Origin of the sequence: Kitasatospora sp. NPDC090308 (assembly GCF_044769485.1) — a bacterium.
Lineage (GTDB): Bacteria > Actinomycetota > Actinomycetes > Streptomycetales > Streptomycetaceae > Kitasatospora > Kitasatospora fiedleri.
Window position 1 is genome coordinate 28,032 of the sequence record NZ_JBIVXY010000006.1, and the last position, 18,415, is coordinate 46,446.

Sequence of the window (18,415 nt, forward strand, 5' to 3'; positions counted from 1 at the left end):
CGGAAGGCTGGAGGCACCGCAGGACGACGACCAGGAGGCAGCGGTGAACGCGTACGAGAAGGCGATGCGGCCCGAGGACCTGACCCGGCTGTTCGTGGAGCGCTCCAACGCGGGCGACGCCGCCGGGGTGGCCGCGCTGTACGAGGAGGACGCGGTGATGGCCTACCCGCCCGGGCAGTTGACGGTCGGCCGGGCCGCGATCCAGGCGCTCTGGGAGCGGGTCCTCGCCCACCGGCCGCGGTTCACGCCCGAACCGCCGCTGCCCACCCTGGCCGCGGACGGCATCGCGCTGACCGCCACCCCGCCCAAGGACGGCGCCGGGGCCCGCGCCCAGGTGGTGCGGCGGCAGCCGGACGGCAGTTGGCTGCGGCTGCTGGACCAGCCGGAGTTCCAGCGTCCGGACGGCGAGGGCGAGGGCTGACGGCGGGTGGCGAGGGCTGACGGCGGGCGTACGGGCGGGCGGGCGGCCGTGCGGCCGTGCGGAATCGTGACACTTCTCGGGGCCGGCGGCCGAAACCCGGGCCTCCCTCGGCGCGTGTACCTCTTCCGGAAGACCGGATGGACCGGTTGGAGGGGGGCCGTCGTGCGACGGGTTTCGATGATGGGCGCGGTGCTGAGCGGGGTGCTGCTGCTGGCAGCGTGCAGTGCCGGCGGGAGCGGGGGCGGGGACACCGGTGCCGGGGGTGACTCCGGCGGGGCGGGCCGGGGCGGGGAGAGCGGTTCGGCGCGGGCCGAGGCGTCCGCGGCCGTGCTGTCGATCGAGCCGGGGGACGGCGCGAAGGACGTGGCCCCGGGGGCGGTCAAGGTCTCGGTGGCGACCGGCAAGCTGACCGGCGTCACCGTCACCGACCAGGACGGCAAGCCGGTCGAGGGCGCCCTCGCCCCCGACGGCCTCACCTGGACCCCGGTCACCGGCGGGCTCTCGGTCGGCTCCACCTACCGGGTGAACGCCGAGGCCACCGACGCCGACGGCGTGGCCACCGCCGCCACCAGCACCTTCACCACCCTCGTCCCCAAGAAGACCACCAAGGTCAAGGACAACGTGGTGACCGACCAGGACTTCGGCGTCGGCATGATCATCTCGGTCGACTTCGGCGGCGTGAAGGTCAAGAACAAGGCGGCGGTCGAGCAGGCCATCGTGGTCGAAGCCTCCGACGGCACCCAGGTCAGGGGCCACTGGTTCGAGAACGACACCCGGCTCGACCTGCGCCCCGCCGAGTACTGGAAGCCCGGCACCACCGTCCAGGTCCACCTGCGCACCAAGAGCGTGGAACTGGCACCCGGCGTGTACGGCGCGACCCAGCGCGACGAGCACTTCACCATCGCCCGTTCCCGGATCAGCGAGGTCGACGCGAGCACCCACCGGATGGTGGTCAAGGAGGACGGCAAGCCCGACCAGACCGTCCCGATCGTCGCCGGCACCGACGACAACCCCTCCTGGAACGGCACCATGGTCATCTCGGCCAAGAGCCGGATGGAGAGGATGACCTCCGAGGGGCAGGTCGGTCTCAAGGGCCCCGGCTACGACACGGTGGACCCGCACGCGATGCGCCTGACCTCCTCCGGCACCTACCTGCACGGCAACCCGGAAGCCTGGGGGGTGGCCGGCCACGGGAACATCAGCCACGGCTGCATCGGCATCCCCGACACCCCGGAGGGCGACGAGAACTCCCCCGCCGGCAAGGTCTACGCCGCCTCGAAGATCGGCGACGTCGTGATCGTCCGGAACTCCGTCAAGAAGCAGCCGCTCGACCCGGCGAACGGCCTCAGCGGCTGGACCCTGCCCTGGTCGCAGTGGTGACCCCGCCCCCGGTGCAGCGGCTTGGCGGCGGTAGGCGCCAGCGGGTGCAGCGGCGGTAGTCGGCGGTGGACGCCGGCGGTAGGCGGCGGTAAGCGTCAGCGGGTGCGGCGGCGGTAGTCGGCCGGGGTGGTGGCCAGGGTGCGGGCGAAGGCCCGGCGCATCGCCTCGGCCGAGCCGTAGCCGCAGGCCCGGGCGATCTGCTCGACGCCGTCCCGGGTGTCCTCCAGGCGGCGGCGGGCCGCCTCCAGCCGGGCGCCGGCCACGTAGCGGCCGGGGGTGACGCCGACGTCCGCGGTGAAGACCCGGGCGAACTGGCGCGGCGACAGCGAGGCGCGGCGGGCCAGCGACTCCACCGACAGGTCCGCCTCCGGGTGCTCGGTGATCCAGCGCTGCACCTCGCGCACCGGGTCCCGTTCGGAGAGCTGCGCCGACAACTGGACCGAGAACTGGGCCTGGCCCCCGGGGCGGCGCAGGAACACCACCAGCTCCCGGGCCACCGCCAGCGCGACCTCCCGGCCGAGGTCCTCCTCGACCAGGTGCAGTGCCAGGTCGATGCCCGCGGTGACCCCCGCCGAGGACAGGAAGCGCCCGTCCCGGAGGTAGATCGGCTCCGGGTCGACGGTCAGCTCGGGGTGGCGGGCGGCCAGCGTCGCGCAGTGCCGCCAGTGGGTGGTGACCCGGCGGCCCGCCAGCAGGCCGGCCGCGGCGAGCAGGAAGGTGCCGGTGCAGACCGAGACCACCCGCCGGGCGTCGGCGGCGAGGGCGGCGATCCGGGCGGACAGCTCGGGCGCGACCTCGCCGCGGGCGCCGGCCCCGCCGGGGACCAGCAGGGTGTGCGCAGGGGCAGCCAGGTCGAGGTCGGTGTCGGGCAGCAGGGTGAGACCGCTGCTGGTGCGCACCGGACGGCCGCCCGGCGAGGCGGTGGTGACGTGGTAGCCACCGCCGTGGAACACCTCCAACGGGCCGCTGACGTCGAGGCTCTGCACCCCGTCGAACAGGACGAGCAGCACACTGCGGGTCGGCATGGCCCCATGCTGGCGGGCGGGGGCGGTGGCAGCAAGGACACGTACCCCACCTTTTCTGCCATCGGGCGGCGGGCGCGGGGTTCGGGGCGCTGGGCGCGGGTGCGGGTGCGGGTGCGGGTGCGGGTCAGTGGCCGGCGGGGTGGTCGAGGCGCTTGTAGTAGTAGGTGGTGTCGGCGAGCGTTCCGTCCGGGGTGGCGGCGTGGTCCGGGACGGTGCCGAAGGCGGTCCAGCCGGCGGTGCGGTAGAGGTGTTCGGCGGGGCTGCCGGTCTGGGTGTCGAGCAGGAGCAGGGTGGTGCCGGTGTCGCGGGCGGCCCGCTCGGCGTGGGCCAGCAGGCGGCGGCCGAGACCCGCGCCGCGGGCGGTGCGGTGGACCAGGAGCTTGGCGATCTCGGCGCGGTGGCGGCCGTTCGGCTTCTCCTCGCGGATCAGCGAGACGGTGCCCAGGGCCCGCCCGGCGGCGTCCTCGACCACCCAGAGCAGCCGGGTGCCGGCGGCGACGGACGGACGCAGGCCGTCCCACCAGGCGGCGGCCTCGTGGTGGGCGGTGTGGTCCAGGAAGCCGACCGAGGCGCCGCCGGCCACCGCGTCCAGCAGCAGGTCGGCGAGGGCGTCGCGGCGGGCGTCCAGGGCCTCGGGGGTGAGCAGCAGCGGGGTCGGGGTCGAGGTCGGGGTCATGGCAGCACCAGGGCGATCAGGTAGCGGACGGGGTGGGGGCCGGGGCAGTGGAAACCGGAGGTGCCGTGCAGGCGGTAGCGGAGGCAGTCACCCGCGGCGAGGTGGTGCACGGTGCCGTCCAACTCCAGGTGCAGCTCTCCGTCCAGCACCCACAGGTGCTGCTCCAGACCGGGGACGGGCGGGGCGTCGTAGGAGATGACCGCACCCGGCGGGAGGGTGCCCTCGACCAGCTCGGCGCGCAGCCCCGGGTGCGGCGGCGAGACGGAACGCCGGACGAACCCGGTGGCCGGGTCGTGCCAACGCGGCTGGTCGACGGCGCGCAGCAGACCGGGCGGCTCGGCCTCCACCTCGGCCAGCAGCCGGGAGACGGTACGGCCGTACGCGGCACAGAGCCGACCGAGCTGGGCGGCCGTGGGGCTGAGCTCGGCGCGCTCCAGCCGGGACAGCGTGGAACGGCTGACGCCACTGCGCCGGGCGAGCTCGTCCAACGACCAGCCCCGGTCGGCGCGCAGGGCGGCGAGACGGGCGGCCAGGCGGTGGTCCTCTTCGCCCGGGAGGTCTTCGTTTCTCACATCAGGGAGGATATCCCGAATGGGAGAGGGGGGGTGGGGAGGGGTACGCCTGAGGACCGGCCACAGGTCGGCGCGGGGCAGGGCGGTGGGCCGGAACAGGGGGCTGGGGGCGGACGGTCGGCCGAGGCAGGCAGCACCGGGGTGGTCGGACCGCCGACGGAGGCCCGCACCGGGAAGGCTGCGGCCGCCGGGTGGCCGGGCCCGGCCGCGCCGAGGCCCTGGGCGGCGGGCTGTGCGGCAGTGGTGCAAGGCAGGCACGCGGGCCAGCGCGCAGGTCCGGGCTGGGGGTCCGGCGGCAGGGCGGTGGTTCGCCCCTCCCGGAGACGCCGCCCGGGGAAGGGCATGCGGCAGCGGACGGCACGGCGTAGTCGTGGTGCGGGCCCAGGCCGGGACGTCAGACGGCAGGAGGATGACTCTCCCACCCCGGCAGGGGCCCCGGCGGCAGGCAGCAGGGGCCGTGGTGAGGGCCGGGGCGTCCGGCGGCAGGGCGGCGGCTCTCCCCCCCTTCCGGGGCGTCGCGGCGGAGGGGTGGTGGTGACCCGCGAGCGGGGGAGATGTCAGGAGTGGTTACCGTGGTGGGGTGTACCGGTTCCTGCTCAGCCCGCGGTGGCTCGTCGGCACGGTCGTCGCGGTGGCGGCGATCGTGGTCTGCCTGATGCTGGGCACCTGGCAGCTGGACCGCTTCGAGTCCCGGGTCTCGACCCATCAGGAGAACGACCGGGCGGCGGCCGCCTCCGCGCGGGCCGACGTGGAGCCGCTGGCTGCGGTGCTGCCGGACGGGGCGGCGAAGGTCGGCACCGACACGGTGGGCCGGGCGGTGCGGGTCACCGGCGCGTACGACGGCGCGCACCAACTGCTCGTTCCGGACCGGACGGTGGACGGGCGGCAGGGCTACTACGTGCTGACGCCGCTGGTCACCGACGGGGGCCGGGCGGTGGCGGTGGTGCGCGGCTGGGTGGCGGGCGATCCGGGGGCGGTGCCGGCGGCGCCGGGCGGGCAGGTCAGTGTGACCGGCCGGTTGCAGGCCCCGGAGAACAGCGGCAGCGGTGGCGCGGTGGCGGGCGGTCTGCCCGCCGGGCAGCTCGGCACGATCAGCCCGGCCACCCTGGTGAACGTGCTGCCCTACCCCGTGTACGACGGCTGGGTCGCGGCGGACGACGTCCAGGCCGGGCTGACGGCGGTGCCCACGGTGCAGCCGCAGGGCGGGGACGGGCTGAGCCTGCGGGCGTTCCAGAACCTGGGCTACACCCTGGAGTGGTTCGTCTTCGCCGGGTTCGTGGTGTTCATGTGGTTCCGGCTGGTGCGCCGCGAGGCGGAGGCCGCCCAGGACCGGGCCCTCGGACTGGACCCGGTCCTGGACTGACCCGCCGCCGGTCGGTGCCCCGTCAGCGGGACTTCGACGGCGACGGTGCCGCGGCCGGGGACGGGGGCTTCGACGGCGGCCCGGTCGGCAGCCCCGTCGCGGGGGCGCTCGCGCCCGGGGTGCCGCACGGCACCGGCGGGGCCGCGGCGACCGCCCCGGTGCCGGTGGGCGCGGGCGAGGGCGTGCCGGTGACCGGGGTGGCGCAGTCGTCCTCGAAGTCGCCGCCCACGATGCCCGGCGCGGGCGACGGGTTGCCGCAGTCGTCGACGTAGTCGTCGGTGCGGGTGGAGCCCGTGGTGCGGTGGTGGTAGTGGTGCACCACCGTGCTGCCGCCGCCGCTGTAGTGGGTGACGCCGGAGCCGCTGGAGCCGGTGGTCTTCTTGGAGCCGGAGCTCTTGGAGCCCTTCGAGCCGCGGCTGCTGGAGCCGCCCTTGGAACTGCGGCTGCCACCACCGCTCTTGGCCAGCACGACGCTGCCGGTGTCGGCACCGGCGAGCACCGGCCCGCGAGCAGCGGCGTTGCCGCTGCCCGTGCCCGCGAGCGTGAGCCCGGTGTCGGCGGTGACGGCTCCCGCGGCCTGGACGCAGTCGTGGCTCCCGCTGTTCGACGAGCAGCCGGCCGCGGTCAGCAGGACGGCGCCGACCGCGACGACGGCCAGCGCGGCGCGTCCACCCATCAGTTGTCCCCCTTGTCCACCGGGCCGCAGCTCACCGGACGGCGCCGGGCGCCAGGTGGCGCCGGACGAAGTCGATCTCCAGCCGGAGCTGCTTGATCCGCTCGTCGACGACCAGCGAACCGTGCCCGGCATCGTAGCGGTACACCTCGTGGACCTTGCCGAGCTCCTCCAGCCTCCGCACGTAGTTGTCGATCTGCCGGATCGGGCAGCGCGGGTCGTTGAGGCCGGCCGAGATGTAGACCGGGGCCTTGACCTGCTCGACGTAGGTCAGCGGGGAGGAGGCCCGCCAGCGCTCCGGGACCTCCTCGGGGGTGCCGCCGAACAGCGTCCGGTCCAGGGACTTGAGCGCCTCCATCTCGTCGTCGTACGCGGTGAGGTAGTCGGCGACCGGGACGGCGGCCAGGCCGAGCGTCCAGTGGTCGGGCTGGGTGCCGAGGCCGAGCAGGGTGAGGTAGCCGCCCCAGGAGCCGCCGGAGAGCACCAGCCGGTCCGGGTCGGCCAGGCCGGAGGCGACCGCCCAGTCGCGGACCGCGCCGATGTCCTCCAGCTCGATCAGGCCGACGCGCTCGGTGAGGGCGTCGGTCCAGGCCTGCCCGTAGCCGGTGGAGCCGCGGTAGTTGACCCGGACGACGGCGAAGCCGTGGTCGAGCCAGGCGGCGGGCCCGGCGGCGAAGGAGTCGCTGTCGTGGTGGGTCGGGCCGCCGTGCACCTCGAACACCGTGGGGTGCGGACCCGGGCCGGACGGGCGCTGCACCAGGGCGTGCACCCGGCCGCCGGGGCCGTCCACCCAGACGTCCTCGACCGGCACCGAGCCGGGCGGGACCGGGCCGGGGGCCCGCAGCACCACCGCGCCGGAGGTGGAGCGCACCGCGGACGGCTCGGCGGCCGAGGACCAGAGGAACTCCACCGTGCCGTCGGGGCGGGCGGTGGCCCCGGCGACGGTGCCGCGCGGGGTGTCCAGCCTGGTCAGCTCGCCGGCCGCCAGGTCGTACGAGAACAGCTCCGAGCGGGCCTCGTACTCGTGCTCGATCAGCAGCGAGCGGGCGTCCGGCCGCCACTGCGCGGACAGGTCGCCGGGGAACGGGCGGCCCCGCTCGTCGCGGAGCCGCAGCTCGGTCTCGGTGCCGGCCGCGACGTCCCACAGCATCGGCTCCCAGCGGCCGGTGCGCTGGTGGGCGACCAGCAGCCGGGTGTCGCCGGGAGCGGGCGCGAAGCCCAGGCAGGCGACGCCGCGCGGCTCGGCCCGGCCGGTGACCTCGTCGAGCTCGGCGACGGTGGCGCCGTCCGCCAGGCGCAGCACCCGGATCGCCGAGTGCATCGCGTCGCCGTGCTCGGTGTGGTCGACGGCCAGCAGGGTGCTGTCGTGCGAGAGGTCGCCGACGCCGCCGTACTCGGCGTGGTGGTAGACCACCTCGGGCTCGGCGGCGCCCGGGCGGCGCAGGTACAGGGTGGTGCCCTCGTCGTCGGTGGAGGTGCCGACCACCACGGTGCCGTCGCGGCCGAGCGCCAGGCCCGCCGAGTACGCGGCGGGCACGCCCGGGACCGCCTCCTGGTCGGGGCCGCCCGCGAAGGGCTGGCGGCGCCAGACCCCGAACTCGTCGCCGTCGGTGTCGTCGAACCACCAGATCCACTGCCCGTCGGGGGCGAGTTCGGCGTCGGTGGTGCCGTTGGGCCGGTCGGTGACCCGGCGGTGCTCGTCGGTGGAGCGGTCCCACGCGTACACCTCGTAGGTGCCGGTCGCGTTGGACACGTACAGCGCCCGGTCGGGTGCCTCGTCCGCCCAGTCGGGCAGGGAGACCCGCGCCGCCCGGAACCGCTGCTCCCACTCCGGAACGACGTTCGTCTGCTCGTTCATGTCCTCATCCAACCCGATGCCGGGGGGTGATCGGAACGGATCGGCGCAGCGGAGGGGATCGGTTCGGACACGGAGCTGGTGCGGTGCGGGGACTGACGGGCTATCAACGGTACCGTGACAAACACGGACATATCGACCGGAGGAGTCTCCCCGTGACCGTCCCCGCGCCCCCGCTCGACCGGCTCGACGCGCGCGAACTCGCGCGGGAGCTGGGCCTGGTCGAGGAGATCGAGCAGTACCTGGCCGGGCTGCCCGGCCGGTCCGGACCGGCCGTCCCGCCGGGCCCCGGGCCGGCCGTCCCGGCGCCGTACCCGCCCGGCGCGCACGGCAGCGTCCGGCAGCCCTGGAACCACGGGCACCCGCTGCCCCGCCGCTCGCTGCTGGACCTGCTGGCCCGCCGCCCGGCCCGCCCGGCCGAGGTCACCGTCGCCGGGCACCTGCGGCTGACCTCCCGCTACCTCGCGGAGGCGGGCTGGACGCAGGGCGCGCTGTGGGACGACCGGGGCCGGGTCTGCCTGCTGGGCGCGCAGACCGCCGTCCTGGCGCACGGCTACGGCACCGCGTACACGGTGCGCCGGGCCCGCGCCCAGGTGATGGAGGTGCTGCACGCCACCGGCCGCCCCGTGCCCTCCCCCGACGTGTGGAACGACCGCCCGGGCCGCCGCCAGGCCGAGGTGCACGCCCTGCTGGAGCGGGCCCGGGCCCGCGCGCACGCCCTCGGGATCTGACCGGCCGCGGCGGGCGCCGCCGACGGCCGCGCGGTCAGCGGGCCGGGCCGGACGGTACGGCCTCAATCAGCGGCCCGGGCCCGGGCCCGACGGCACGGCCGCGGTGAGCGCCGCCAGCCGCTCGGCGGTCACCGAGCCCGGCTCGACGGTGTAGACGACCAGCAGCAGCCCCGGCTCGCCGGGCGGGGCCAGCGTCTCGTACCCGAAGTCCAGCTCCCCGGCCCGCGGGTGGCGCAGCAGCTTGCGCCCGGACGCCTTCTCCCGGACGCCGTGCCGGGCCCACAGCTCGGCGAACAGCGGGCTCCCGGCGGCCAGTTCGGCCAGCAGCGCGGCCAGGTCGGGGTCGTCGGGGTGCCGGGCCGCGTCCAGCCGCAGGTGGGCGACGGTCTCGGCGGCGACCCGCTCGAAGTCCCGGTAGAGCCGCCCGCCGGCCTCGGTGAGGAAGGCGTGCCGGGCCATGTTGCGTTCTCCGGGCGGCAGTTCGGAGAACCCGATCACCGCGTCGGCCGGGGCGTTCCAAGCCGGGACGTCCATGCAGCGGCCGAGCACGAACGCCGGGGTCGCCAGCGCGTCCAGCACCAGCCGCAGCCCCGGCCGGACCTGCCGGGGCGGGCGCCGGGACGCCCCGCGCGGCGGGTGCGCCAGGGCGTGCAGGTGGCCGCGCTCGGTGCCGTCCAGCCGCAGCACCCGGGCCACCGCGTCCAGCACCTCCGCGGAGACGCCGCCGCCCCGGCCCTGTTCGAGCCGCACGTAGTAGTCGACGCTCACCCCCGCCAGCTGTGCGACCTCCTCGCGGCGCAGCCCCGGCACCCGGCGGCGCCGCCCCAGCTCCGGCAGGCCCACGTCGGACGGCCTGATCCGGCCCCGGCGCTGCCGCAGGAACTCCCCCAGTTCGCTCATGCCCCGACGATACGTCCGGGGCGCCGGCCGCCGCGAAGGTGGTTCTCCCGGACCCAGGAAAAACAGCGCCCTGGGTGGCCCCGCCGTCCGCGACCAGACTCGTCCCGTCGGCAGGACGACGCAGTCCGCGGCCCTGAACGCCGCGCACAGGCACACCGGCACGCACGGGCACACCGGCACGCAGGCACGGACTCGATTCGAGGAGAGCGATTCCCATGGGTTACCCCGCACTGAACGGTCGGACCGCGGTCGTCACCGGCGCCGCCAGCGGCATCGGCGAGGCGATCGCCCGGCAGCTGGCCGCGGACGGCGTCCGGGTCGCGCTGCTGGCCCGCCGGGCCGACCGGCTGGCCGCGCTGGCCGCCGAACTCGGGCCGCGGGTGCTCGCGGTGGCCGCCGACGTCACCGACCAGGGCTCGGTCGACGCGGCGCGGCGGCTCGTCCACGACGCCTTCGGTCGGGTCGACCTGCTGGTCAACGCGGCCGGCGTGATGCTGCCGAACCCGATCGGCGACGGCCGGGTCGACGAGTGGTCCCGCATGATCGACACCAACCTGACCGGCGCGCTGCGGATGATCCGCGCCTTCGGCCCCGACCTGGTCGCCGCCGCGGCGGCCGGGGCCACCGCCGACCTGGTCGACATCTCCTCGATCGGCGCGGACGTGGTCTTCCCCCACTACGCGGTCTACGGCGCCACCAAGGCCGCGCTGACCCAGCTCTCGGCCGCCCTGCGCAGCGAGTACGGCCCGCGCGACGTGCGGGTCACCAACGTCGAGCCCGGGCTGACCGACACCGAGCTGGGCACCCACATCGACAACCCGGGGCTGGGCCCGGACGGCCAGCTCGGCGAGATGTTCGACGCGATCGGCACGCTCGCCGCCGCGGACGTCGCCGACCTGGTCGCCTACGCGGCCAGCCGCCCCCGGCACGTGAACCTGCGCCAGCTGGTGGTGCTGCCCACCCGGCAGGCGTGACCGCAGCACACCGGGACGGCCCGGGCGCGCACCGGGACGGCCCCGGCGCCTCAGGGCGTGGCGCTCGGCGAGGGCTGGCCGGCGGGGCCGGGGGCGGGCTCCGGGCCGGTCCAGTAGACCGTGCCGCCGCAGCCCGCCGGCAGCGTGGTGCCGACGGGGCGGCCCGCGGCGGCGGTGATCGGATCGGGGGTGTAGCCGAGCGCGAAGGCGGCGTCCGGCGGGGGGCCGGCGGTCGCGCCGGAACTCGGGTCGGCGGTCGGGGTCGGGTCGGCCGCGACGGCGGCCTGGGTCGGCCCGGGGGCCGGGTCGGCGGCGGCGACGGCGGTGTCGGTGCCGCCGCCGGGCAGCGCGCCGCCGCTGGCGGCCGGGGTGGGCTGCGGCGGCCCGGCCGGGCCGGTGGGCGAGTCGGAGGCGGTGGGGCAGCGGGTGGGCACCCAGGCGAAGCGCACCAGGTACGAGCCGCCCGCGCCGAGCAGGACGTCGGCGGGCAGCGCCGCCGGGTCGGGCAGCGAGCCGGCCGGGTCGCCGACGCTGTGCGCGAGCAGGCGGACGCCGCTCGCCCCGGTGCCCAGGGCGAGCGTGCCGGGGCCGGGGAGCCGGCAGGTGCGGGTGCCGGTGTTGGTCAGCCGGAACCAGCCGTACACCTTGCCGCTGACCGGATCGGCGGCGGCCTGCTGGACGTCGGCCCGGCCGAGGTCGGTGCCGGTGCAGGCCGGTGCGGCGGCGGGCGAGCTGCCGGGCCCGGCGGCGGCGGACGGGTCGGCGGAGGCCCCGGGGCCGGTCGCGGCCGGGTCGGTGGGGGGCAGGGCGACGGTGGTGTGCGGGTGGCCGGGCTGGCTGCCGGGCGTCCTGGTCGGGCTGCTGCCGGGGCCGGGCGCGGCCGGCCCGCCGGTGGAGTCCCCGGACAGGCTGAACGGCTGGGTGGCGTTCACCACCGGCAGCGCGGCGATGGCGGCGGCCAGCACCACGGCCCCGCCCACCGCGCGTCGGCGCACGGCGCGGCGGCGCGGTACGGCGGCGCGCAGCCGGGGCAGCGCGCCGGGTTCGGGTTCGACGGCGGCGACGGCCCGGTGCAGCCGCTCGCGGAGCCGGTCCTCGGTCAGGCCCTCGCTCGGCGCGCCCCCGCCCGGCGCGCCCCCGGGGAGGGCTCCCTCGGGGAGGGCGGGCCCGTCCTCAGTCATCGCCCTGCTCCATCCGCACCCGCAGGGCGGCGAGCCCGCGCGACCCGTACGCCTTCACCGAGCCGATGGAAATGCCGAGCACCTCCGCGACCTGAGCCTCCGTCAGGTCCGCGTAGTAGCGCAGCACCAGTACCTCCCGCTGACGGCGTTGCAACCCCCGGAGCGCGGCCTTGAGTTCGTCGCGCTCCAGCGCATCGTAAGCCCCCTCTTCTGCACTGGCCATGTCAGGCATGGGCTTGGGCAGCAGCCGGAGGCCGAGCAGGCGGCGGCGCAGGGTCGACCGGGACAGGTTGACCACGGTCTGCCGCAGGTAGGCGAGCGTCTTCTCGGGGTCGCGGACCCGGCGCCGGGCGGCGTGCACCCGGATGAACGCCTCCTGCACGACGTCCTCGCAGGAGGACAGGTCGTCCAGCAGCAGCGCGGCGAGCCTCAGCAGGGAGCGGTAGTGGGCCCGGTAGGTGTCGGTGAGCTGGTCGACGCTGGCCCCGGTCGCGTCCGCTGCCGCCGCGGCAAAGCCCATCCGACTACCGCCCCGCCGGGCCGCCCCGGGCAGGGCGGCCGCCACCGCCGCCCCGGTCACGTTCATCACGATGGTTGGACACACGATCCCCTGTCCTGGTTGCCCCGGCCCGGGGGCATTCTTGCGGGAAGAGGAATCCCCCTCCCGAGCGCACTGGCTCCGAAGGGGGATTCTGGCAGACCCGGCGGACGGGCCGGGTCCGCTTCACCCGTCCCGCACACAACCGTTGCGGTGTGGGTATCCGGCGAACCCGGACGGGCCGCGCCGTCTCAGCGGCCGGTGCCGCCGTAGACGACCGCCTCGTCGCTCTCGCTGTCCAGGCCGAACGCGGTGTGCACGGCGCGGACCGCCTCCGGCACGTCCTCCGCGCGGGTGACCACCGAGATCCGGATCTCCGAGGTGGAGATCAGCTCGATGTTCACGCCCGCCTCGGAGAGCGCCTCGAAGAACGTCGCCGTGACGCCCGGGTTGGAGCGCATGCCGGCGCCGACCAGCGAGATCTTGCCGATCGCGTCGTCGAAGCGCAGCGACTCGTAGCCGATGCCCTCCTTGACCCGGTTCAGCGCCTCGATGGCCTTCTGCCCCTCGTGGGTGGGCAGCGTGAAGGAGATGTCGGTCAGGCCGGTGGCCGCGGCCGACACGTTCTGCACGACCATGTCGATGTTGACCTCGGCGTCCGCGATCGCGCGGAAGATCCGGGCCGCCTCGCCCGGCTTGTCGGGCACGCCGACGACGGTGACCTTGGCCTCCGACGTGTCGTGGGCGACTCCGGAGATGATGGCCTGCTCCATCTCGCCCCCTTCGGGCTTCTTGTTCGGGTTGGTGCCGCTGACGATCGTCCCCGGGAGACCGGAGAACGACGATCGTACGTGAATCGGGATGTTGTAGCGCCGCGCGTACTCCACGCAGCGGTCGAGCAGCACCTTCGAGCCGGACGAGGCCAGCTCCAGCATGTCCTCGAAGGCGATCCAGTCGATCTTGCGGGCCTTCTTGACCACCCGCGGGTCGGCGGTGAACACGCCGTCCACGTCGGTGTAGATCTCGCAGACCTCGGCGCCCAGCGCGGCCGCCAGCGCCACCGCGGTGGTGTCCGAGCCGCCGCGGCCCAGCGTGGTGATGTCCTTGGAGACCTGCGACACGCCCTGGAAGCCCGCCACGATCGCGATGTTGCCCTCGTCCAGGGCGGCCCGGATCCGGCCCGGCGTCACGTCGATGATGCGCGCCTTGTTGTGGGTCGAGTCGGTGATCACGCCGGCCTGGCTGCCGGTGAACGACTGGGCGTCGAAGCCCAGCGTCCGGATCGCCATGGCCAGCAGCGCCATCGAGATGCGCTCTCCGGCGGTCAGCAGCATGTCGAACTCGCGGCCGGACGGAATAGGGGTCACCTGTTCCGCGAGCTCGATGAGTTCGTCCGTGGTGTCACCCATCGCGGAGACCACGACGACGACCTCGTGGCCGGCCTTCCTGGTGTCCACGATGCGGCGGGCGACGCGCTTGATGCCTTCGGCATCCGCGACGGATGAGCCGCCGTACTTCTGCACGACAAGGCCCACGGGGGCTCCTCGACTTGGGGTGGTAGGTCGCGGTCAGTCTAACGAGCAGGGGTTCTCCGGCCGACGCTTTCCACATCGTGAGATGCGGATATCGAACTCTGGTCACCGCCGACCGGCAGGTCTGCGGGCCCCGGCCGCCCGTCCCGAAGAATCGCCGCCCGGGCAGCGCCCGCCACCCGGAATCTTCGCCTCCGGGATGCCGATGACAGATGCGTCACACCCGGAGGCGGGCCCCTGCGGACCGCGTGGGCCTACAGCCCGAGTTCGGCCGCCATCAGGTCGCCGGCCTGCTGCTCCAGCTGCTCGTCCGTCAGCCCGTCGTCGTCGGTGTCCGCGCCGTCCGGCACCGCGCCCAGCGGCGAGTCCAGCCGGACGTGCGCGACCAGCGACTGCAGCGCGCGCAGCACCGCCGAGCAGGTCGAGCCCCAGTTGGACAGGTAGGAGAACTGCCACCACCACAGCGCCTCCGAGACCCGGCCCTCGCGGTAGTGCGTCAGCCCGTGCCGCAGCTCGCTGACCACGCCCGCCAGGTCGTCCGAGATCCGGAACGCGCTCGGCTTCTCCGGCGGACCGTACGGGTCGAACACCTCGTGGTAGACGTCGATCGGCGCCAGCAGCTCGGCGAGCCGCTCGCGCAGCTCCACCCCGTCCGGCTCCGGACCGGTGTCCGGCTCGAAGCGGTCCTCGGGCAGCACGTCCTCGATCGCGCCCAGCCGGCCGCCCGCCAGCAGCAGCTGGGAGACCTCCAGCAGCAGCAGCGAGATCGCACTGCCCGGCTCGTCGCCCTTGGCGACCTCGGTGACGGCCAGCACGAAGCTCTCCACCGAGTCCGCGATCTGCACCGCGAAGTCGTCCGGGGCCTCGGTCCGGCCCAGCGGGCCCGGCAGTCCGGACAGTTCAGAGGTGTCGGTTCGGTCAGACATCGAGCAGTCGTCTCCCTTCGAACGCCCGGCCGAGGGTGACCTCGTCGGCGTACTCCAAGTCCCCGCCGACGGGCAGTCCGCTCGCCAGCCGGGTGACCTTGAGGCCCATCGGCTTGCACAGCCGGGCCAGGTAGGTCGCGGTCGCCTCCCCCTCCAGGTTGGGGTCGGTGGCCAGGATCAGCTCGGTGACCGTGCCGTCCGCGAGCCGGGTCATCAGCTCGCGGATCCGCAGGTCGTCCGGACCGACCCCCTCGATCGGGCTGATCGCCCCGCCCAGCACGTGGTAGCGACCGCGGAACTCGCGCGTCCGCTCGATCGCCACCACGTCCTTGGGCTCCTCCACCACGCAGATCACCGCGAGGTCGCGGCGCGGGTCCAGGCAGACCCGGCACCGCTCGGACTCCGCGACGTTGCCGCAGACCGCGCAGAACCGGACCTTCTCCTTGACCTGCTGCAGCGCGTGCGCCAGCCGGCGCACGTCCACCGGATCGGCCTGGAGGATGTGGAAGGCGATCCGCTGGGCGCTCTTCGGACCGACTCCGGGCAGTCTGCCCAGCTCGTCGATCAGGTCCTGCACCACGCCCTCGTACACCGTCACGCCTTCCTTCGACCGGGGTCCGGGGTTCGCACTCCGGTGCCTTCTCCGGTGCCATCATCCAACGAATCGGGCACCGGACACACCGCCCGACGCCCTACTGGCCCATAAATCACACAACCCGTTACCGGGGGTTCCCGGTCGTGCGCCCGGCGTGTACGCCCCGGTGGATCCGCGGGTCTGCGGGTCTACGGGTTGCAGGTCTGCGGGTCTGCGGGTCCGCGGGGAGGGGTGGTTGCGGGGCGGGTGCCCCGTCGGCGGCAGACGGATACCCTCCGGGACGGACCGAATGCCGCCCGGGGACGAGCAGATGCCCCCGGTGTCAGAACGGCAGGCCGGGGATGCCGCCGCCGCCTAGGCCCTGGGTCAGCGGGCCCATCCGCTCGGCCTGCAGCTTCTGCGCCGCCGCGGCGGCGTCGCGCACCGCGGCCACCACCAGGTCGGCCAGGGTCTCGGTGTCCTCCGGGTCAACCGCCGCCGGGGAGATGGTCAGCGCGACCAGCTCGCCCGCACCGGTCGCCGTCGCCTCCACCAGGCCGCCGCCCGCGGAACCGGACACCCTCGCCTCGGCCAGCTCCTGCTGCGCCCGGGCGAGGTCCTCCTGCATCTTCTGCGCCTGCTTCAACAGCTGCTGCATGTTCGGCTGCCCACCAGGGAACACGGGACTCTCCTCGATCCGTCGACACTGCACACACCGGCGCGCACCCGGCCGAAACCGCCCGCACCGGCACCTCGCCCCCGAGCCTACGCGGCCGTCCGTCGGCCCCACGTCAGTTCCTGCCCGCTGTCTTGCCTGACGCGGGGCGACGGTCAGTTCGGGCAGTGGTCAGTTCGGGCGGTGGTCAGTTCGGGCGGTGGTGGATCTCCTCCAGCACCGTCGCGCCCAGCTCGCGGACGATCAGCTCCTGGGCGGAGAAGACGTCCTCGTTCAAGTCCGGGTCGTCCTCCTCCGGGACGTCGTCCTCCGGCGCCACGGCGGGCGGGGCCTGCACCGGCTGCGACCGCTGCTGCTGCGGCTGCGGCTGTTGCCGCTGCGGCGACGGCGGCTGCGCGGGCGGGGCCGGCACGGGGGCGGGCGCCTGCTGGACCGGGGCGGCCGGGGCCGGAGCCGGGGCCTGCGGGGCGGGGGCCGACCACTGCTGCTGCGGCTGCGGTGGCTGCGGCTGGGCGGCCGGGCGCGGGGCCGGGGCGCCCCAGCCGCCGGCTGCGGGGGCGGGCGGGGCCGCGGGCTGCCCGGCCGGCGGGTTCGTCGCGCCCGACGGGTCGACGATGCACTCCACCCGCCAGTCGACGCCCAGCGCGTCCGTCAGCGCCTGCCGCAGCACCTCGTCGCTGTGGCTGCCGACGAAGCTGTCCCGGGCGCCCGCGTTCACGAACGACACCTGGAGGGTGCTGCCGTCGAACCCGGCCACCTGGCCGTTCTGGCTCAGCAGGATCCAGGTGAACCGGCGGCGGTTCTTCACCGCCTCCAGGATCTGCGGCCACATCTGCCGGATCTGGCCCGCGCCCTGCTGCGCCGCCACCGAGGGCTGCACGCCGATCGGCGGCTGGACGGGCGCGGGGGCAGGAACCGGGGCGGGTGCGGGGGCGGGTACAGGTGCCGCCGGAGCCGGGGCCTGGGCCGTCGGGGCCGGGGCGGCCGCCTGCTGCTGCGGTTGCTCACCGGGCGAGAAGCTGCGCGGGATCGGCCAGGCGCCCGGAGCGGGACCGGCCGGCGCGGGGGCCTGCGGGGTCTGCGGAGCCGGCGCGGGCTGGACGGCTGCGGGCGCCGGGGCCTGCTGCTGCGGCTGCTGCTGGGGCTGTTGCTGCGGCTGGGGCTCCGGCGCGGCGGCCATCGGCTGGAACGCCACCGGGGCGGCGAAACCGCCCGTCGCGGCGCGGCGCTCCAGCTTGTCCAGCCGGGCCTGCACCGAGAGCTCGTCCCCGTACGCGCCGGGCAGCATCACCCGGGCGCAGATCAGCTCCAACTGCAGCCTGGGCGCGGCGTTCCCGCGCATCTCGGTCAGACCGGTGTTCACCAGGTCCGCGGCGCGGCTCAGCTCGGCCGGGCCGAAGCGGTCGGCCTGCGCCTGCATGATCGCGATCCGGTCGGCCGGGGCGTCGATCAGGCTCTTCTCCCCCGCGTCCGGCACCGTGGCCAGGATCACCAGGTCGCGCAGCCGCTCCAGCAGGTCCGTCACGAACCGCCGCGGGTCGTGCCCGCCCTCGACCACCCGGTCGACCACCTGGAACACCGTCGCGCCGTCCTGCGCCGCGAAGGCGTCCACCACCTCGTCCAGCAGCGCCGCGTCCGTGTAGCCCAGCAGCGACGTCGCCATCTGGTACGTCACACCGGCCTCGCCGGCGCCCGCCAGCAGCTGGTCCATCACCGACATCGAGTCGCGCACCGACCCGGCGCCGGCCCGCACCACCAGCGGGAACACCGCGTCCTCGACCTCGATGGCCTCCCGCCCGCACACCTGCGCCAGGTAGTCGCGCAGCGTGCCCGGCGGCACCAGGCGGAACGGGTAGTGGTGGGTGCGGGACCGGATCGTCCCGATCACCTTCTCCGGCTCGGTGGTCGCGAAGATGAACTTCAGGTGCTCCGGCGGCTCCTCCACCACCTTCAGCAGCGCGTTGAAGCCGGCCGAGGTCACCATGTGCGCCTCGTCCAGGATGAAGATCTTGTAGCGGCTGTGCACCGGCGCGAAGAACGCCCGCTCCCGCAGCTCGCGCGCGTCGTCCACACCACCGTGCGAGGCGGCGTCGATCTCGATCACGTCGATCGAACCCGGCCCGCCCGTCGCCAGGTCCTGGCAGGACTGGCACTCCCCGCACGGCTCCGGGGTCGGCCCCCGCTCGCAGTTCAGACAGCGGGCCAGGATGCGGGCGCTCGTCGTCTTCCCGCACCCGCGCGGCCCGCTGAACAGGTACGCGTGGTTGACCCGGTTGTTGCGCAGGGCCTGCTGGAGGGGGGAGGTCACGTGCTCCTGCCCGATGACCTCCGCGAAGGTCTCGGGGCGGTAGCGGCGGTACAGGGCTAGGGACACACCCCCGAAGATATCGGGACCAACCGACAAACGCCGCCGCCCAC

18 protein-coding genes are annotated in these 18,415 nt (G+C 75.2%); 5 read left to right on the forward strand and 13 right to left on the reverse strand.

Annotation, left to right across the window (positions count from 1 at the left end):
• Nucleotides 1-64: 64 nt before the first annotated feature.
• Nucleotides 65-421 (forward strand): YybH family protein, encoded by a 357-nt coding sequence (locus ACIQVD_RS16005; protein WP_400684177.1) that lies wholly within the window; start codon nucleotides 65-67, stop codon nucleotides 419-421.
• Nucleotides 422-583: 162 nt separating this feature from the next.
• Nucleotides 584-1,801 carry an Ig-like domain-containing protein gene (locus ACIQVD_RS16010; RefSeq protein WP_402289578.1) on the forward strand — a complete coding sequence of 406 codons (1,218 nt, stop codon included), beginning with the start codon at nucleotides 584-586 and terminating at the stop codon, nucleotides 1,799-1,801.
• Between the two features lie 95 nt (nucleotides 1,802-1,896).
• Here the strand turns inward: ACIQVD_RS16010 and ACIQVD_RS16015 are convergent, their stop codons facing one another.
• From ACIQVD_RS16015 to ACIQVD_RS16025, 3 genes are all read right to left on the reverse strand, one after another.
• Entirely contained in the window at nucleotides 1,897-2,826 is a 930-nt protein-coding gene (locus tag ACIQVD_RS16015) for a GlxA family transcriptional regulator (protein ID WP_402289580.1), read from the reverse strand.
• 124 nt (nucleotides 2,827-2,950) lie between these two features.
• Complete coding sequence (locus ACIQVD_RS16020) at nucleotides 2,951-3,502, reverse strand: GNAT family N-acetyltransferase (protein ID WP_402289583.1); 552 nt, start codon at nucleotides 3,500-3,502, stop codon at nucleotides 2,951-2,953.
• Nucleotides 3,499-4,074 (reverse strand): helix-turn-helix domain-containing protein, encoded by a 576-nt coding sequence (locus ACIQVD_RS16025; protein ID WP_282206206.1) that lies wholly within the window; start codon nucleotides 4,072-4,074, stop codon nucleotides 3,499-3,501. Before ACIQVD_RS16025 ends, ACIQVD_RS16020 begins: the two co-directional genes overlap by 4 nt.
• A 580-nt stretch (nucleotides 4,075-4,654) precedes the next feature.
• On the opposite strand from ACIQVD_RS16025, the gene ACIQVD_RS16030 reads away from it, so the two are divergent.
• The gene (locus tag ACIQVD_RS16030) at nucleotides 4,655-5,437 is read left to right on the forward strand and encodes an SURF1 family protein (protein ID WP_400683607.1); all 783 of its coding nucleotides are present in this window, start codon (nucleotides 4,655-4,657) and stop codon (nucleotides 5,435-5,437) included.
• A 22-nt stretch (nucleotides 5,438-5,459) separates the two neighbouring features.
• On the opposite strand, the gene ACIQVD_RS16035 is transcribed toward ACIQVD_RS16030, so the two are convergent.
• Both ACIQVD_RS16035 and ACIQVD_RS16040 read right to left on the reverse strand, forming a co-directional pair.
• Nucleotides 5,460-6,113 (reverse strand): hypothetical protein, encoded by a 654-nt coding sequence (locus ACIQVD_RS16035; RefSeq protein ID WP_400683605.1) that lies wholly within the window; start codon nucleotides 6,111-6,113, stop codon nucleotides 5,460-5,462.
• Nucleotides 6,114-6,144: 31 nt separating this feature from the next.
• Nucleotides 6,145-7,968 (reverse strand): prolyl oligopeptidase family serine peptidase, encoded by a 1,824-nt coding sequence (locus tag ACIQVD_RS16040; RefSeq protein ID WP_400683603.1) that lies wholly within the window; start codon nucleotides 7,966-7,968, stop codon nucleotides 6,145-6,147.
• A 152-nt stretch (nucleotides 7,969-8,120) separates the two neighbouring features.
• Here ACIQVD_RS16040 and ACIQVD_RS16045 point away from each other — a divergent pair, with 152 nt between their 5' ends.
• Entirely contained in the window at nucleotides 8,121-8,696 is a 576-nt protein-coding gene (locus ACIQVD_RS16045) for a hypothetical protein (RefSeq protein ID WP_402289586.1), read from the forward strand.
• A 66-nt stretch (nucleotides 8,697-8,762) separates the two neighbouring features.
• On the opposite strand, the gene ACIQVD_RS16050 is transcribed toward ACIQVD_RS16045, so the two are convergent.
• The gene (locus ACIQVD_RS16050; protein ID WP_402289589.1) at nucleotides 8,763-9,596 is read right to left on the reverse strand and encodes a helix-turn-helix transcriptional regulator; all 834 of its coding nucleotides are present in this window, start codon (nucleotides 9,594-9,596) and stop codon (nucleotides 8,763-8,765) included.
• Nucleotides 9,597-9,811: 215 nt separating this feature from the next.
• On the opposite strand from ACIQVD_RS16050, the gene ACIQVD_RS16055 reads away from it, so the two are divergent.
• Entirely contained in the window at nucleotides 9,812-10,570 is a 759-nt protein-coding gene (locus ACIQVD_RS16055; protein WP_402289592.1) for an SDR family oxidoreductase, read from the forward strand.
• 50 nt (nucleotides 10,571-10,620) lie between these two features.
• On the opposite strand, the gene ACIQVD_RS16060 is transcribed toward ACIQVD_RS16055, so the two are convergent.
• From ACIQVD_RS16060 to ACIQVD_RS16090, 7 genes are all read right to left on the reverse strand, one after another.
• Nucleotides 10,621-11,751: a hypothetical protein gene (locus tag ACIQVD_RS16060; protein ID WP_402289595.1), complete on the reverse strand. Its 1,131-nt coding sequence runs from the start codon at nucleotides 11,749-11,751 to the stop codon at nucleotides 10,621-10,623.
• Nucleotides 11,744-12,271: a SigE family RNA polymerase sigma factor gene (locus ACIQVD_RS16065; protein WP_199847139.1), complete on the reverse strand. Its 528-nt coding sequence runs from the start codon at nucleotides 12,269-12,271 to the stop codon at nucleotides 11,744-11,746. The genes ACIQVD_RS16060 and ACIQVD_RS16065 overlap by 8 nt, the downstream gene beginning before the upstream one ends.
• A gap of 269 nt (nucleotides 12,272-12,540) precedes the next feature.
• Nucleotides 12,541-13,824, reverse strand: a complete 1,284-nt coding sequence (locus ACIQVD_RS16070) for an aspartate kinase (protein ID WP_400683592.1) — start codon at nucleotides 13,822-13,824, stop codon at nucleotides 12,541-12,543.
• Nucleotides 13,825-14,075: 251 nt separating this feature from the next.
• Nucleotides 14,076-14,747 (reverse strand): DUF5063 domain-containing protein, encoded by a 672-nt coding sequence (locus tag ACIQVD_RS16075; protein WP_111553729.1) that lies wholly within the window; start codon nucleotides 14,745-14,747, stop codon nucleotides 14,076-14,078.
• The gene (gene recR / locus ACIQVD_RS16080; protein ID WP_100838613.1) at nucleotides 14,740-15,339 is read right to left on the reverse strand and encodes a recombination mediator RecR; all 600 of its coding nucleotides are present in this window, start codon (nucleotides 15,337-15,339) and stop codon (nucleotides 14,740-14,742) included. Before recR ends, ACIQVD_RS16075 begins: the two co-directional genes overlap by 8 nt.
• 325 nt (nucleotides 15,340-15,664) lie before the next feature.
• Nucleotides 15,665-15,979, reverse strand: coding sequence for a YbaB/EbfC family nucleoid-associated protein (locus tag ACIQVD_RS16085; RefSeq protein ID WP_370447598.1), 315 nt, complete (start codon nucleotides 15,977-15,979; stop codon nucleotides 15,665-15,667).
• A 205-nt stretch (nucleotides 15,980-16,184) separates the two neighbouring features.
• Nucleotides 16,185-18,371 (reverse strand): DNA polymerase III subunit gamma and tau, encoded by a 2,187-nt coding sequence (locus tag ACIQVD_RS16090; protein ID WP_402289598.1) that lies wholly within the window; start codon nucleotides 18,369-18,371, stop codon nucleotides 16,185-16,187.
• Between the last annotated feature and the right edge of the window lie 44 nt (nucleotides 18,372-18,415).